This window comes from Streptomyces sp. NPDC002754 (genome assembly GCF_053592315.1).
Genome location: NZ_JBSFVM010000002.1, coordinates 1 through 15,850 on the forward strand (window position 1 = coordinate 1; position 15,850 = coordinate 15,850).

General features: G+C 68.8%; 13 protein-coding genes, 2 tRNA genes and 1 pseudogene. 12 read left to right on the forward strand and 4 right to left on the reverse strand.

Features of this window, described 5'->3' with window-relative positions; all coding sequences use genetic code 11:
* From ACWD2L_RS07330 to ACWD2L_RS07360, 7 genes and pseudogenes are all read left to right on the forward strand, one after another.
* Positions 1-105, forward strand: a pseudogene (locus tag ACWD2L_RS07330) (6-phosphogluconate dehydrogenase); the annotation flags it as partial.
* A gap of 71 nt (positions 106-176) precedes the next feature.
* On the forward strand, positions 177-1,301 hold the full coding sequence (gene recF, locus ACWD2L_RS07335) for a DNA replication/repair protein RecF (RefSeq protein ID WP_351337362.1): 1,125 nt from the start codon (positions 177-179) through the stop codon (positions 1,299-1,301).
* Positions 1,298-1,858 carry a DUF721 domain-containing protein gene (locus ACWD2L_RS07340; RefSeq protein ID WP_351337359.1) on the forward strand — a complete coding sequence of 187 codons (561 nt, stop codon included), beginning with the start codon at positions 1,298-1,300 and terminating at the stop codon, positions 1,856-1,858. Before recF ends, ACWD2L_RS07340 begins: the two co-directional genes overlap by 4 nt.
* A gap of 299 nt (positions 1,859-2,157) precedes the next feature.
* Entirely contained in the window at positions 2,158-4,206 is a 2,049-nt protein-coding gene (gyrB, locus tag ACWD2L_RS07345; protein ID WP_351337356.1) for a DNA topoisomerase (ATP-hydrolyzing) subunit B, read from the forward strand.
* Between the two features lie 41 nt (positions 4,207-4,247).
* On the forward strand, positions 4,248-6,875 hold the full coding sequence (gyrA, locus tag ACWD2L_RS07350; RefSeq protein ID WP_351337353.1) for a DNA gyrase subunit A: 2,628 nt from the start codon (positions 4,248-4,250) through the stop codon (positions 6,873-6,875).
* An 18-nt stretch (positions 6,876-6,893) separates the two neighbouring features.
* Complete coding sequence (locus ACWD2L_RS07355; protein ID WP_451187773.1) at positions 6,894-7,601, forward strand: DUF3566 domain-containing protein; 708 nt, start codon at positions 6,894-6,896, stop codon at positions 7,599-7,601.
* Positions 7,602-7,732: 131 nt separating this feature from the next.
* Positions 7,733-7,806: transfer RNA gene (locus ACWD2L_RS07360), tRNA-Ile, on the forward strand.
* 375 nt (positions 7,807-8,181) lie between these two features.
* Here ACWD2L_RS07360 and ACWD2L_RS07365 read toward each other — a convergent pair.
* Positions 8,182-8,514, reverse strand: coding sequence for a DUF6344 domain-containing protein (locus tag ACWD2L_RS07365; RefSeq protein WP_351337347.1), 333 nt, complete (start codon positions 8,512-8,514; stop codon positions 8,182-8,184).
* Positions 8,515-8,765: 251 nt separating this feature from the next.
* Here ACWD2L_RS07365 and ACWD2L_RS07370 point away from each other — a divergent pair, with 251 nt between their 5' ends.
* Together ACWD2L_RS07370 and ACWD2L_RS07375 are read left to right on the forward strand one after the other, a co-directional pair.
* Complete coding sequence (locus tag ACWD2L_RS07370; RefSeq protein WP_003999697.1) at positions 8,766-8,894, forward strand: DLW-39 family protein; 129 nt, start codon at positions 8,766-8,768, stop codon at positions 8,892-8,894.
* Between the two features lie 159 nt (positions 8,895-9,053).
* On the forward strand, positions 9,054-10,535 hold the full coding sequence (locus ACWD2L_RS07375; protein WP_351337345.1) for a hypothetical protein: 1,482 nt from the start codon (positions 9,054-9,056) through the stop codon (positions 10,533-10,535).
* 33 nt (positions 10,536-10,568) lie between these two features.
* On the opposite strand, the gene ACWD2L_RS07380 is transcribed toward ACWD2L_RS07375, so the two are convergent.
* Positions 10,569-12,323, reverse strand: coding sequence for a serine/threonine-protein kinase (locus ACWD2L_RS07380; protein ID WP_351337343.1), 1,755 nt, complete (start codon positions 12,321-12,323; stop codon positions 10,569-10,571).
* A gap of 60 nt (positions 12,324-12,383) precedes the next feature.
* Positions 12,384-12,932, reverse strand: a complete 549-nt coding sequence (locus ACWD2L_RS07385) for a helix-turn-helix domain-containing protein (RefSeq protein ID WP_351337340.1) — start codon at positions 12,930-12,932, stop codon at positions 12,384-12,386.
* Positions 12,933-13,115: 183 nt separating this feature from the next.
* On the opposite strand from ACWD2L_RS07385, the gene ACWD2L_RS07390 reads away from it, so the two are divergent.
* Positions 13,116-13,188: transfer RNA gene (locus tag ACWD2L_RS07390), tRNA-Ala, on the forward strand.
* A gap of 70 nt (positions 13,189-13,258) precedes the next feature.
* Here ACWD2L_RS07390 and ACWD2L_RS07395 read toward each other — a convergent pair.
* A complete protein-coding gene (locus ACWD2L_RS07395) occupies positions 13,259-13,960 on the reverse strand; it encodes a DUF5324 family protein (protein ID WP_351337337.1) in 702 nt (233 codons plus the stop codon).
* Between the two features lie 280 nt (positions 13,961-14,240).
* Between ACWD2L_RS07395 and ACWD2L_RS07400 the strand changes: the two genes are divergently transcribed.
* Positions 14,241-14,768 (forward strand): peptidylprolyl isomerase, encoded by a 528-nt coding sequence (locus ACWD2L_RS07400; RefSeq protein WP_351337334.1) that lies wholly within the window; start codon positions 14,241-14,243, stop codon positions 14,766-14,768.
* A gap of 171 nt (positions 14,769-14,939) precedes the next feature.
* A complete protein-coding gene (locus tag ACWD2L_RS07405) occupies positions 14,940-15,839 on the forward strand; it encodes a rhomboid family intramembrane serine protease (RefSeq protein ID WP_351337331.1) in 900 nt (299 codons plus the stop codon).
* The last annotated feature ends 11 nt before the right edge of the window (positions 15,840-15,850 follow it).

The following is a 15,850-nucleotide window of genomic DNA, read 5'->3' on the forward strand; positions in this document are numbered from 1 at the left end:
TCGCTGTTCGCGCGCTTCTCCTCCCGCCAGGAGGACTCGCCGCAGATGAAGATGATCGCGGCGCTGCGCAACCAGTTCGGCGGCCACGCCGTCGAGAAGAAGTAATCCACACCTGTAGAACACCGCGCCTGTAGAAAACCGCTGTTCAGAACTCTGGGGGAGGTCGGCCCACGACCATGCACGTCACGCATCTGTCGCTGGCCGACTTCCGCTCGTACACCCGGGCGGAGGTCCCTCTCGACCCGGGCGTCACCGCGTTCGTGGGTCCGAACGGGCAGGGCAAGACGAACATCGTCGAGGCCGTCGGCTACCTCGCCACGCTCGGTAGCCACCGCGTCTCCTCGGATGCTCCGCTGGTGCGCATGGGCGCCGAGCGTGCCGTGATCCGGGCGCAGGTCCGGCAGGGCGAGCGCCAGCAGCTCGTCGAGCTGGAGCTGAACCCGGGTAAGGCGAATCGCGCAAGGATCAACAGGTCTTCGCAGGTCAAGCCGCGTGACGTGCTCGGGATCGTACGGACGGTGCTGTTCGCGCCCGAGGACCTGGCCCTGGTGAAGGGCGATCCCGGTGAGCGCCGGCGCTTCCTCGACGAGCTGGTCACCGCACGCTCGCCCCGGATGGCGGGCGTGCGCTCCGATTACGACCGTGTCCTGAAGCAGCGCAACACGCTCCTGAAGACGGCGGCGCTCGCGCGGCGGCACGGCGGGCGCTCGATGGATCTGTCCACGCTCGACGTGTGGGACCAGCACATCGCGCGCGCGGGGGCGGAACTCCTCGCGCAGCGGCTCGACCTGATCGCGACGCTGCAGCCGCTCGCCGACAAGGCGTACGAGCAGCTGGCGCCGGGTGGCGGGCCGATCGCCCTGGAGTACAAGCCCTCGTCCCCCGAAATATTCGGGCACGCGCGCGAGGAGCTGTACGAGCAACTCCTCGCCGCCCTCGAGGGGGCGCGCAAGCAGGAGATCGAGCGGGGCGTCACGCTGGTCGGCCCGCACCGCGACGAACTGGTCCTCAAGCTCGGCCAGTTGCCCGCCAAGGGCTACGCGAGCCACGGCGAATCCTGGTCGTATGCGCTGGCGCTCCGCTTGGCCTCGTACGACCTGCTGCGGGCCGAGGGCAACGAGCCGGTGCTCGTTCTCGACGACGTCTTCGCCGAGCTGGATGCGCGCCGCAGGGAGCGCCTGGCGGAGCTTGTGGCGCCCGGTGAGCAGGTTCTCGTCACGGCTGCCGTCGACGACGACGTACCGGTTGTGCTGGCGGGCACGCGCTACGCGGTGTCGGACGGGACGGTGGAGCGACTGTGAGCGCCGGAGAATCCCCCGAAGGTGCGAAGGACCCGCGGGAACCAAAAGGCGATCCCGAGCCTTCGGGTGTCGATCTGGCCCGCGTCGCCCTACGTGCGGCGAAAGAGGCGGCACGCGCGCGTGGTGACTCCGCGCAGCAGAAGAAGCAGGCGCGGCGCGGCGGCGGACTGCGGTCCGGAGCGCGTTCCGACGGTCGGGATCCGATGGGGCTCGGCTCCGCCATCAACCGGTTGATCACCGAGCGGGGCTGGGAGACACCGGCCGCGGTAGGCGGCGTCATGGGTCGCTGGCCGCAGATCGTCGGTGAGGACCTCGCCAAGCACTGTGTTCCGCAGAAGTACGACGAGGACGAGCGGGTTCTGGTGGTGCAGTGCGATTCGACGGCCTGGGCGACTCAGGTGCGGATGCTGGCTCCGCAGCTGGTCAGGCGGTTGAACGAGGATCTCGGGCACGGCGCTGTGCGGCGCATCGACATCAAGAATCCCGGCGGCGGTCCGCGCCGCTACGGCCCCTTGCGAGCCCCCGGAAGCACCGGTCCCGGTGACACCTACGGGTGAGTGAAGGGCCTCCGTAGCTGGTGGTTCATACCCGGAAGCGCTGAGTGCCGCTGTGAGCCTCCTGAAGCCCCGCACCGCATAGGGGGAGTCGGCCGAGACCGGTTGAGGGCGGCACATGCGGACTCAGGCGCCGCCAAACCCCCATCTATGTCCGAGCTACCGGTACACTGGGAGACAATCCCGCCCCACTTGTGGGACGCACCGAGCAACGCTGATCAGGGCTTACCGAACAAACACGCCGCAGCCGCTCCGGCCACCAACCGGGAGCTTGGCTTGTGCTGTGCCAGAAAGGGCGCTTCGTGGCCGATTCCGGCAACCCCAACGAGAACATCCCGTCCACCGACGCCGCAGTGCACGGCGGGGCCACAGAGGCCTCGTACGACGCCAGTGCGATCACCGTCCTCGAAGGGCTGGACGCGGTCCGCAAGCGACCCGGCATGTACATCGGCTCGACCGGTGAGCGTGGCCTTCACCACATGGTGCAGGAGGTCGTGGACAACTCCGTCGACGAGGCCCTCGCGGGTCACGCGGACACGATCGACGTCACGATCCTGCAAGACGGCGGCGTCCGCGTCGTCGACAACGGCCGTGGCATCCCCGTCGGCATGGTCGCCTCCGAGGGCAAGCCCGCCGTCGAGGTCGTCCTCACCGTCCTGCACGCAGGCGGCAAGTTCGGAGGCGGCGGTTACGCCGTCTCCGGTGGTCTGCACGGTGTGGGCGTCTCCGTCGTGAACGCGCTGTCCACAAAGGTCTCCGTCGAGATCAGGACCGAGGGCTACCGCTGGACGCAGGAGTACAAGGCCGGCGTTCCGACGGCGCCGCTGGCGAAGCACGAGGCGACCGAGGAGACCGGTACCTCGGTCACCTTCTGGGCCGACGGCGACATCTTCGAGACCACCGAGTACTCCTTCGAGACGCTGTCGCGGCGCTTCCAGGAGATGGCCTTCCTCAACAAGGGCCTGCGGATCAACCTCACGGACGAGCGCGACATCGCGAAGGCCACGGCCGGAGCGGACACGAACGAGGCGGGCGACGACACCGCCTTCGAGCCGCGTTCGGTGTCGTACCACTACGAAGGCGGCATCGTCGACTTCGTGAAGTACCTCAACTCCCGTAAGGGAGAGGTCGTTCACCCCTCCGTGATCGACATCGAGGCCGAGGACAAGGAGAAGCTCCTTTCCATCGAGGTCGCGATGCAGTGGAACACCAGCTACAGCGAGGGCGTCTACTCCTTTGCCAACGTGATCCACACGCACGAGGGCGGTACCCACGAAGAGGGCTTCCGCGCCGCGATGACGGGCCTCATCAACCGGTACGCGCGCGACAAGAAGCTGCTGCGCGAGAAGGACGACAACCTCACGGGCGACGACATCCGCGAGGGTCTGACCGCGATCATCTCGATCAAGCTGAGCGAGCCGCAGTTCGAGGGCCAGACCAAGACCAAGCTGGGCAACACCGAGGCGAAGACCTTCGTCCAGAAGGTCGTCTACGAGCACCTCCAGGACTGGCTCGACCGGAACCCCGTCGAGGCCACGGACATCATCCGCAAGGCCATCCAGGCGGCCACCGCGCGCGTGGCGGCCCGTAAGGCCCGTGACCTGACCCGTCGCAAGGGCCTCCTGGAGACCGCCTCCCTGCCGGGCAAGCTCTCCGACTGCCAGTCGAACGACCCCACCAAGTGCGAGATCTTCATCGTCGAGGGTGACTCCGCCGGTGGCTCGGCCAAGTCCGGCCGTGACCCGATGTACCAGGCCATCCTGCCGATCCGAGGCAAGATCCTGAACGTCGAGAAGGCGCGCATCGACAAGATCCTGCACAACCAGGAGATCCAGGCGCTGATCTCGGCCTTCGGCACCGGAGTCCACGAGGACTTCGACATCGAGAAGCTCCGCTATCACAAGATCATCCTGATGGCGGACGCCGACGTCGACGGTCAGCACATCAACACGCTGCTCCTGACGTTCCTGTTCCGCTTCATGCGGCCGCTCGTCGAAGCCGGTCACGTGTTCCTGTCGCGCCCGCCGCTCTACAAGATCAAGTGGGGCCGTGACGACTTCGAGTACGCGTACTCGGACCGTGAGCGCGACGCCCTGACCGAGATGGGCCGGCAGGCGGGCAAGCGCGTCCGCGAGGACTCGATCCAGCGCTTCAAGGGCCTCGGTGAGATGAACGCCGAGGAGCTGCGCGTCACGACCATGGACCAGGAGCACCGCGTGCTCGGCCAGGTCACCCTGGACGACGCCGCCCAGGCCGACGACCTGTTCTCGGTCCTCATGGGCGAGGACGTCGAGGCCCGGCGCTCGTTCATCCAGCGCAACGCCAAGGACGTCCGCTTCCTCGACATCTGAGTCGGTCTCAGCTGACCGCGCAGAAAGGATCTTGACCAGCAATGGCCGACGAGAACACCCCCACGCCGCCTCCTTCGGAGAACGAGGACGGCAGCGCCATCGCGATGCGCATCGAGCCCGTAGGGCTCGAGACGGAGATGCAGCGCTCCTACCTCGACTACGCGATGTCCGTCATCGTGTCCCGCGCGCTGCCCGACGTACGTGACGGCCTCAAGCCCGTCCACCGCCGCGTCCTGTACGCCATGTACGACGGTGGCTACCGGCCCGAGAAGGGCTTCTACAAGTGCGCTCGCGTCGTCGGTGACGTCATGGGTAACTACCACCCGCACGGCGACTCCTCGATCTACGACGCCCTGGTCCGCCTGGCCCAGCCGTGGTCGATGCGCATGCCGTTGGTGGACTCCAACGGAAACTTCGGTTCTCCGGGCAACGACCCCGCGGCCGCCATGCGCTACACCGAGTGCAAGATGAAGCCGCTGTCCATGGAGATGGTCCGTGACATCGACGAGGAAACCGTCGATTTCACGGACAACTACGACGGCCGCTCCCAGGAGCCGACCGTCCTGCCGGCCCGCTTCCCGAACCTGCTGGTCAACGGTTCGGCGGGCATCGCGGTCGGCATGGCGACCAACATCCCGCCGCACAACCTGCGCGAGGTGGCGGCCGGCGCCCAGTGGGCCCTGGAGAACCCGGAGGCCTCGCACGAGGAGCTCCTGGACGCCCTCATCGAGCGCATCAAGGGCCCCGACTTCCCGAGCGGCGCCCTTGTAGTGGGCCGTAAGGGCATCGAGGAGGCGTACCGCACCGGCCGTGGCTCCATCACGATGCGCGCGGTCGTCGCGGTCGAGGAGATCCAGAACCGCCAGTGCCTGGTCGTCACAGAGCTGCCCTACCAGGTCAACCCGGACAACCTCGCCCAGAAGATCGCCGACCTCGTGAAGGACGGCAAGGTCGGCGGCATCGCGGACGTCCGCGACGAGACGTCGTCCCGTACGGGCCAGCGCCTGGTCATCGTCCTGAAGCGGGACGCGGTCGCCAAGGTCGTGCTGAACAACCTGTACAAGCACACCGACCTCCAGACGAACTTCGGCGCCAACATGCTGGCGCTGGTCGACGGCGTCCCGCGCACGCTGTCGCTCGACGCGTTCATCCGGCACTGGGTGGCGCACCAGATCGAGGTCATCGTCCGCCGGACGAAGTTCCGCCTGCGCAAGGCGGAGGAGCGCGCCCACATCCTGCGTGGCCTCCTGAAGGCCCTGGACGCCATCGACGAGGTCATCGCGCTCATCCGGCGCAGTGAGACCGTCGACGTCGCGCGCGGGGGCCTCATGGAGCTCCTGGCGATCGACGAGATCCAGGCGAACGCCATCCTCGAGATGCAGCTGCGCCGACTGGCCGCCCTGGAGCGCCAGAAGATCGTCCAGGAGCACGACGAACTCCAGCTGAAGATCAACGAGTACAACGCGATCCTGGCCTCGCCCGAGCGGCAGCGACAGATCGTCAGCTCGGAGCTGCAGCAGATCGTCGACAAGTTCGGCGACGACCGCCGCACCATGCTGGTGCCCTTCGAAGGCGACATGTCCGTCGAGGACCTCATCGCCGAAGAGGACATCGTCGTCACCATTTCGCGTGGCGGTTACGTCAAGCGCACCAAGACCGACGACTACCGCTCCCAGAAGCGCGGCGGCAAGGGCGTGCGCGGCACGAAGCTCAAGGAAGACGACATCGTCGACCACTTCTTCGTGTCGACGACGCACCACTGGTTGCTCTTCTTCACCAACAAGGGGCGCGTCTACCGCGCGAAGGCGTACGAACTCCCGGACGCCGGGCGGGACGCACGCGGCCAGCACGTCGCGAACCTGCTCGCCTTCCAGCCGGACGAGTCGATCGCCGAGATCCTCGCGATCCGCGACTACGAAGCGGTGCCCTACCTGGTCCTCGCCACAAAGGCGGGCCTCGTAAAGAAGACGCCTCTGAAGGACTACGACTCGCCGCGTTCCGGTGGTGTCATCGCCATCAACCTCCGCGAGGCGGCGGACGGTTCGGACGACGAGCTGATCGGCGCCGAGCTGGTCTCCTCCGAGGACGATCTGCTGCTCATCAGTAAGAAGGCGCAGTCCATCCGGTTCACCGCCACGGACGACGCGCTGCGTCCCATGGGGCGTGCCACGTCCGGCGTCAAGGGCATGAGCTTCCGCGAGGGAGACGAACTGCTCTCGATGAATGTCGTGCGTGCCGGTACGTTCGTGTTCACCGCCACCGACGGTGGGTACGCAAAGCGGACCAACGTCGACGAGTACCGCGTCCAGGGTCGCGGTGGCCTCGGTATCAAGGCCGCCAGGATCGTGGAGGACCGTGGAGAGCTCGTCGGCGCTCTGGTGACCGAGGAGACCGACGAGATCCTCGCCATCACGCTGTCCGGCGGTGTGATTCGTACGCGAGTCAACGAGGTCAGGGAGACGGGCCGTGACACCATGGGCGTCCAACTGATCAACCTGGGCAAGCGCGATGCCGTCGTCGGTATCGCTCGTAACGCCGAGGCCGGCCGTGAGGCAGAGGAAGTCGAGGGTGCCGTCCCGCAGGACGCGGACGATGCCGAGATCGACGACACCACCGCCGACGAGACGGCCGTCGGAACGGACGAGGGCGGACAGTCCTCGGCCGAGTAGCGCGAGGAGTGAGTCATCGTGAGCGGAGCCACGGGCGCAGGCTCTACCGGGACATCCACCGGTACGGATACTGAGAGCGGCCGTGGCTCCGCTCATGACGTCGATGACGTCAAAGGCTCAACCGGCTCGACCGACTCGACCGACTCGAACGAGTCTCATGGATCCCAGGGGGGAACTGTGACGGACACCCGAGGTCCGCAGACCCAGCAGTACGCGGCCGGTGGCAGCGGTGGCAGCGGTGCCCTGCCGGGCGAGAGGCCGCAACAGCCGGCCCAGCCGTATCACCCGCCGCAGGCGTACCAGAACGCCCCGGACTCTGTCCGCAGGCCGCGCACGGGGGCGCGCACCACCCCGCGTACCCGCAAGGCCCGTCTGCGGGTCGCCAAGGCGGACCCGTGGTCGGTGATGAAGGTCAGCTTCCTGCTGTCCATCGCGCTCGGCATCTGCACGATCATCGCGGCCGCCGTGCTGTGGATGGTCATGGACGCCATGGGGGTCTTCTCCACGGTCGGCGGGACAATCTCCGAGGCCACGGGCTCGAACGAGTCCAACGGCTTCGACCTGCAGTCGTTCCTGTCGCTGCCGCGCGTCCTGATGTTCACGACGGTCATCGCCGTCATCGATGTCGTGCTGGCCACGGCTCTGGCGACGCTCGGCGCGTTCATCTACAACCTCTCCGCGGGCTTCGTCGGCGGCATCGAGCTCACGCTCGCCGAGGACGAGTGACCGTTCCTCCGGCTTGCTGAGGCCCGACAGACCCGCTGGTGGGCGGGCCAGGACTATCGATTTTGGGACTGGCCCCCCAGTGCGCTAATCTTCAGGAGTCAGCGCGCGGGACACACACCGCAGAGCGCGGCGGGGCTATAGCTCAGTTGGTTAGAGCGCATCCCTGATAAGGATGAGGCCACAGGTTCAAATCCTGTTAGCCCCACATAATGAGGACCCTCAAGCGGAAACGCTTGGGGGTCTTTTGCTGTACGTGGGGTGGGGTGGCGTCCCCGGACATGCCGATGGGCCCGCGCAGCCGTAGGGGATGGCTGGGGCCTCGTTCGACAGTCCTGCTCTTCTGTTGTGCGTAGCTGTTGTGGGTAGCCGCTGTGCGTCTGTGCCGTGCGGCTCTGTTGGGCGTCTGTGCTGCGTGTTGCTGTTGTGTGGCTCTGTTGGGCGTCTGTGCTGCGTGTTGCTGTTGTGCGGTCTTGCCTTGTCCGGGCGTTGTTCGCCCGGCTGTTCCGTCTCTGCTGCTGTTCGTGCGTCCTGCTGTCCTGCTGTTCTTGCTGTTCCGGCTCTTGCTGCTGTGTGGTGCCGTCTACTGCTGCGACGTGAGGGACTCGGACGCCAGGTGGCTGTCGGCGTTGCGCTGCTCGGTGTCGGCCGGCGGGCGGTGGCGGGCGCTCGGGGAGGAACCGTGGGCCTCGGCGCGGATGCGCTGCTTCATCGTCGGTGGCAGGGACCGCTTGAACGACCAGTACGGGCGGGCCGTCGCGGGGGCGGGGGTACTGACCGCCGCGGTCTGGGTCTTCTCCGTCTGCAGAGTCGGAGTGGCCGCGGTGGCCGGGGAGGTGAGTCCGAGCGCCGAGAACAGCGCGATGAATGTGGAGATGATGACGGTCCACAGCGTCATGACCTTGTGCTTGGTCATGGCCCCTCGCTTTCAGGTTGGGTGATTTGCGTACTTTCCTCATGATGTGGATGGGGACCCGCTGGTGCGGGACCGACGCTCGCGGGGCGTCGATATTCCGATGAACACCACTCGGATGGGCGCAAACGCCCTTTTCCACTGCGGACTTCGGGGGCTGAGTTGAGGTGGATCCAGGTCACCGATCGGTATCGGTCGGTGTGTATAGTCGGGCGCCAGAAGTCCCCTACGTCAAGGAAAGACGAGGTCGCGCGGTGAAGAAGCTTCTCCTGGTCGCACTGGCCGCCATCGGCGGGCTCCTCGTGTACCGCCAGATCCAGGCGGATCGCGCCGAGCAGGATCTGTGGACGGAGGCGACTGACTCCGTGCCCACGGGTTCGTGAGTATCGACAACAGTCTCTTCATAGGGCCCCGGTCGCAGCAGCGGCCGGGGCTTTGTGCTGTCCGGGGGCTGCTCGGGGCTCCTTTACGTATGCGATGACGTGGCGGGAATCCGTCGCACGCGGGACACCGTGCGCAGTGGAACGGCAGGATGGCCGTCCATGGGGAGACTCCTGAGGCGGCTGAGGAAGGGGCGGCGCGGCCGGGTCCTGGCGAGGGGCGCTGCCGGGGCGGGGCTGTGCGCGGCCCTGGTACTGGCGCTGCCAGGGGCGGCGACGGCTGCGACGGTGGCCGCGGCGGGGAGCGGCAACCCGTATGACTTCGCAGAGGGCGCCCGGAGCGTCGACGGGGCGCGCAGTGGCGCGACGGCGGCGCAGCTCAAGACGGGTGCGACCTACCGGAGTTCGCTCGCGGCGGGGGCCGGCGTCACCTCGTACTACCGTGTCGAGCTGGACGGGGCCGCCACCGCGTACGCCTCGGTCGTGGCTGTCCCGCCGCTCGGCTCGGGCGTGAGGGCGGCGGTCGCGGACGGCATCGTGGTGTCGCTGCGGGACGGCCAGGGAAATCAGTGCGACGTGGAGCGTGCGACGTTCCGCTCCGGCTCCTATCCGCGGCCGATCGCGGTGGCGGTCGAACGTTCCGTACGTCCGGGTGGGCTGCGGTGCCAGTCGGCGGGGACGTACTACGTGGTCGTGGAGCGGACGGCGGCGGCCGGGTCGAGCGAGCGGGACTGGGGGCTCGAGCTGCGGGTGGCCACCGAGCCGGGGCTGGTGTCCGCCGCTCCTGGAGCGGGGGCGCGGTCCTGGCCGTCGGAGCCGGCGACGCTGCCGTCGGGGGCGGGTGCGCGGCGCAGCGGGGGCACGGGGTTCAACGATGCGAGGGCGTTGACGTCCGGCGCGTGGCAGGACCGGATCGGGCCGGGGCAGAGCCACTTCTACCGGGTGCCGGTGGACTGGGGGCAACAGCTCTCACTCGGCGCCGAGTTGGACGATTCGGCGGGTGGCGGCGGTACCCGGCGGGGAACGGTGCCGGGGGCGCTCGACATGGAGCTGTACAACCCCGCGCGGGCGCCGGTGGCGGCCAAGGGCGCCACGTACTCGGGTGGCACGACGTCGGCCGCGTTCGAACCACTGCCGCCCGTGGCGTACGGGAACCGGCTGCTGTCGCGCGAGGACGAGGCGGCGATGGGGCTCGCGGGCTGGTACTGGCTCAAGGTCACGCTCAACCCGGCGATGGCGGAGAAGGCCGGAGGGCTCGGGATGACGTTGCGGGTGGCCGTCGACGGGTCGGCGAAGCAGGCGCCCGACTATGTGCGGGATCCGGGGGAGTTCCAGGTGACGGCCGAGGATCGGGCGGTTGCCGAGCGGGGGGAAGGCGGGGCGGAGTGGGACTTCGGGTCCGGCCCGGGGGCCGGCTCAAGGTCGGAGTCGGGGGCGGGGTCGAATTCTGATCCGGGTGCTGGTGCCGGGAGTGGGCGTGGTGGGGGTTCCGGTGGTGCGGTGGCTTCGTCCGCTACGTCACCGGGGGGCGACCTGATGACATTGGTGGGGGTGGCCGGGGTCGGGACCGGGAGTGCGCTGGTGCTGTGGCTGGCGGCGTGGCGGGTGCTCGCCGTCCGGAAGGTGCGGCGGGCGCAGGGCTGAGAGGGGGGCGGGCTCCGGGCGCGGGTGGGCCGGTCAGGGGCGGGTCAGTGCCCAGATGCCCACCGCGAAACAGGCCAGGGCCAGGAGCAATACCGGGATCGTCACCCTCACGGGTGGTCCTGGCCGGGGCCGGGGAACTTCTCCGTCGCCGGATGCGTACAGAGAGTGATGGGCCTGGGGAGGGTCGAGCGGGGAGGGGGCGGACGAGTGCGGGGCGCGAAGCGGGGGTTCGGGGGCCGGCTCCGGAGCGGGTTCAGGTACGGGTGCCGGTTCAGGTCGTACGGGGATGGGTTCCGGTACGAATTCTGGGTGGGCCGTCGGTGGGGTGTGCGCCCCGGGTGGCTGGGGCTGCGTGGCCGACGGTTCTGTGGGGCTGACCAGCGGCGGGGTGAGGCCGGCCGCTGGCGCCGGGGGCATCTTGGGCGCGGGAGGGAGTTGGGATGCGGGAGGGAGCTGGGGCGCCGGTGGGGCTGGAGACCCCGCGGGGGTGACGGAGGCCGAGGCCGCGGGGGGTGCCAAGGGCCTTGGCGGGAGCAGGGCGTTGGCGGGTGGCGGCGGAGCATGCGGCACCGATGCGCCCGCACTGTGCGTCACTGGGCCCTTGGAGCGCCCCGCCGATCCGCCTTCGGGCCTTGCCGCGTTCGTACCGGGGTCGGCCGTACCTACCTGGTGGCCTGTCGTGTCCGCACCGTGCGCCGGTGTCTCGGGGCCGTGTATCGGAGGGGCGGCGGCCTGCCCAGCGGTCTCGGCCTCGTGCACCGGTGTCTCGGGGCCTGCCACCGGCGAACCCTCCCCTGCTACCGGCAATCCCGGCCCTGCTACCGGCAAACCCGGCCCTGCCAGCGGCGAACCCGCCCCTGCCACCGGCGACCCCGCATCTGCCACCGGCCGGGCCCGGCGGCCGCGTACCGGTGGGCCGCCGGGGCCGAAGCCCGGGGGAAGGGGGCCGAGTTGGTCGAAGACCTCGATCAGCTCGTCGTCGGGGCCCGGCTCCGGGAGGAGTTCGGTGGCGGCGAGGAGTGCCTTGCGGGCGCCGGTCGCGGTGCGGAACCGCGTATCGGGGTCCGGCTGCAGCAGCCCGGCGAGGACGCCCCACAGTGGCCCCGGCACGCCCTGCGGCGCCCGCGGAGTGCCGTGTTCCTCGAAGTGTTCGATCAGCGCCCTGGAGTCGGGCATGGCGCCCTCGAGGAGATGGAGCGCGACGAGCCCCACGGCGAACAGGTCCGCGGGGAAGTCGGGCTCCGCGCCCAACTCCTGCTCGGGCGCGAAGTACCCCGGCGTGCCCACCACATAGTCCGCCTCCGTCAGGCGCGGCTCGCCCTTGCGCATCGCGATGCCGAAGTCGGACACGCGCAGATGCGGCAGCCCGGTACCGGTGGCCTCGAGCAGGAGGTTGGCGGGTTTGATGTCGCGATGCACCACGCCTTCGGCGTGCACGGCGGTGAGCCCGGCGAGGAGCTGGTCGAGGAGCACGCAGGCGAACTGGGGCGGCAGCGGCCCATAGTCCGCGACGAGATGGACGAGCGAACCGCCGGCGACCAGATCCATGGTGAACAGGACCTTGTCGTCGTCCGCCGCCCAACTGGCCGGGGCCAGGACGTGCGGATGATCGATGCGCAGCGCCTGCTCGCGCACGAAGCGCAGCAGAGTATGGGCGTCGGACTGCTGCAGTACCTTCGCCGCCACATAGCGGCGGCGCCGATGGTCCCAGGCGCGCCAGACCGCGCCCACTCCCCCGCGGCCGATCGGATCGGCCAGTTCGTACCGGCCGGCGAAGACCTCACCCATGGTCGTGCGTCGCTCCCCTCCCGGAGCCGAAGCCGGACACGGCGCCGCGCCGGGCCGGGGTCAGCTCTGGTGCGACTGGTAGTGGGCGACCGCGTCGGAGGTGCGCCCCGCGCCGTACACCCGGAGGAACTCTGCCAGTTCGGGGTGGCTGGGGGCGAGCGAGTCCGCCGCGTCGATGATGTCGCTCGCAGCCGAGACGGAGCGCAGCAGCGACTGGATCTCACGCACCACGCGCTTCACCGTCGGTGCACCCGAACTGTTCGACGCCTGCCCGGTGTTGGTGAGCACCGACCCGCCCTGTGACTTCTTGATCTCGTCCATCCGCTCGGTGGCCTCGGCGGCGCTGACGCTACCGTCGGCGACCTGTCCCGCGAGCGACTGCAGCAATTGCACGCGCTGCACCACGGCAGGGTTGCCGATCTTCGCGCGCTGACCGCTCATCAGCTGCGACAGCATGGGGGCGGAAAGCCCGAGCACCCCCGCGAGGCGGGCCTGATTGAGCCCCAGGTCCTCGATCAGCCGACGGAAGAGCGCCCCCAGCGGCTCCCCGTACCAGTTCCGCTGGAGCTCTCTGGCTCTTGCGGTGGCTTCCTGCTGTGCGGCATCCATTGCGTCTCCCCATCGCTTCCCCAAGTACGGTCCTTCGCTGCCGCGAAGTACGTGGGGCATCTTACGGAGAGTGGTCGCCCGTCGGGACCCCCAATCTTTTTGCAGGATTCAGGGGGTGACCCGGTACTCTGGTCCACGGTGCCGCACCGGGGCTCGGTTCTTCCGGTGGAGCGCACCGTTTTCGGGGCCTTAGCTCAGTTGGTAGAGCGCTGCTTTTGCAAGGCAGATGTCAGGAGTTCGAATCTCCTAGGCTCCACAGAAAAAGCCCCTCCGACCAGGAAAAACCCTGGTCGGAGGGGCTTTCGCCGTATGCGGGCGGGCCGCGGTCAGCGCTCGCCGCCTTCCGGGCCGGTGTCCGCCTCGGCCTGCTTCGCCTCTACTTCCGGGTCGAGGACATCCCGACCGCTGCCGTCGACGGAGGTCAGCGGAGCACTGTCGGGAACCTCGGTGGCGGCGGGCGGTTCCACCAGCCAGTCCGGGTTGGCCTGCTTGTCCCACCACTTCCACGCGGCGAACGCGCCACCCGCGATGATGCCGAGCACGACGAGCCGCTTGGCGAGGCGCCCGGAGCGGGACCGGCGCTCGTGCTTGCGCACAAGCTTGCGGATCTCCTTCGGCGAGACATCGCCGCGCAGCCCGGAGTAGGCGGCGCTGCTTCGCGCCGCGGCCTCCTTGCGAGCCGGCTCGGCCGCGGCCACCGCCTGCTCGATGCGCGGCTTCGAGTACGCCGCAGCCTGCCGGGCGGCCTCACGGGTGCGGGACGCCGCGTCGTGCGCGGCGTGGTCGAGCTTCGGCGGGACATGCGTCCGCGCCTGCTCGAGGCGTGGAGCGAGGTGCGTGTCGTACTGGGCACGCGCCTGGTGCGCTGCCTGCGAAACCTTGGGCCCGAGCGTGACGCGCGCCTCTTGCGCGTACGTCGTGGCCCGGTCCCTGGCCGACTCGGCGTAGGGGGCCACCACTTCCGCGGCATGCAGCACGCTGTCCTTCGCCGAGCCGGTCGCGGCGCGCACGCTGTCGATGCGGGTCACAGGATCCTCCTCCTCGGTGGCGTACAGGTTTTCACCTTTCCACCCTTATATGGATCATGCCTGCCAGGAGCGTCAATGCGGTGGTAAGGCTTGGTACGGCTTGATAAAGGGACTTGGCGACGACAATGCCACGGATCGCGGCGGGGCGCGCCTCTTCGACTGCGAGTAGACCGGTTTTCGGCGGCTGAAACCCCCACACGACCCTGACACGTCCGCCCGGGGGCCCCGGACGGACGCCGTGCGAGGATCGGTGTGCACAAATGTCAACGGAAGGCAGATCGTGGCCGAGCAGCTGTACGCCACTCTCAGGACCAACCAGGGCGACATCGAGGTCCGGCTGCTGCCGAACCACACTCCCAAGACGGTCAAGAACTTCGTGGAGCTCGCCAAGGGCGAGCGTGAATGGACCAACCCGGAGACCGGGGAGAAGTCCACGGCGCCCCTCTACGACGGCACGATCTTCCACCGCGTCATCGGCGGCTTCATGATCCAGGGCGGCGACCCGCTGGGCAACGGAACGGGCGGCCCCGGCTACCAGTTCGAGGACGAGTTCCACCCCGACCTGGCCTTCACCAAGCCGTACCTGCTGGCGATGGCCAACGCGGGACCCGGCACGAACGGTTCGCAGTTCTTCATCACCGTCTCGTCCACCGCCTGGCTGACCCGCAAGCACACGATCTTCGGTGAGATCGTCGACGAGGCCAGCCAGAAGACCGTCGACGCGATCGCCGGTACGCAGACCAACCCGCGCACCGACCGGCCGGTCAACGACGTCGTCATCGAGTCCGTCCTCGTAGAAACCCGATAGAGACTCGGTAGGACTCGGTAAAGACCCGATAGTCCCCGCAGGGAACTAAAGCGCCCCGCTCGTCCGTCGCCTGTTCGTAGGCACGGGGGCGGGGCGGCGCGTTGTGCAGCCGCGCGGTGCCGACGTCACCACACCCCACCACCCGACCAGAGACCCGAGGGGACGACCGCCATGGACCAGGCGCCCGGCAGCCCGCAGGAACCGAAGGACGCCGAGGGCCTGCCCGGCTGCTACCGGCACCCGGACCGCCCGACCGGCATCAGCTGCACCCGCTGTGAACGGCCCATCTGCCCCGAGTGCATGGTCAGCGCATCCGTCGGGTTCCACTGCCCGGAGTGCGTGCGCAGCGGCTCGGGGACCGGGCACGCGCCGAGCGCCAACCAGCCCAGGACGATGGCGGGCGGCACGGTCACCTCCGATCCGCGCCTGGTCACCAAGGTGCTGCTCGGGCTCTGCGTGGCCTTGTTCGTCGTGCAGATGACGGTCGGCGACCGGTTCACCGAGCGGTTCGAGATGCTCGGCCTCGCCTGGGTTCCCGACCTCGGCGGCCTCGAAGGCGTCGCGGAGGGGCAGTGGTACCGGCTGCTCACCGCGATGTTCCTGCACGGCAGTTACGTCCACATCGCCTTCAACATGCTCAGCCTGTGGTGGATCGGCGGCCCGCTGGAAGCGGCCCTCGGACGCGCCCGCTACATCGCGCTGTATCTGGTCTCGGGCCTCGCCGGCAGCGCCCTGACCTATCTGCTCGCCGCGCAGAACCAGCCCTCGCTCGGCGCCTCCGGTGCGATCTTCGGCCTGTTCGGTGCGACGGCAATCCTGATGCGGCGGCTCAACTACGATCTGCGGCCGGTCATCGCGCTGCTCGTGATCAACCTGATCTTCACGTTCAACCCGGCCTTCAACATTGCCTGGCAGGCGCACATCGGCGGCCTCGTCGGCGGCCTGATCGTCGGGTACGCGATGGTCCACGCCCCGCGCGAGCGTCGTGCGCTCGTGCAGTACGGGGCCTGTGCGCTGGTTCTGGTCGCCGTGCTGGTCACCGTCGTCGTCAGGACCGCGCAGCTCACCTGAGCCCGGTTATC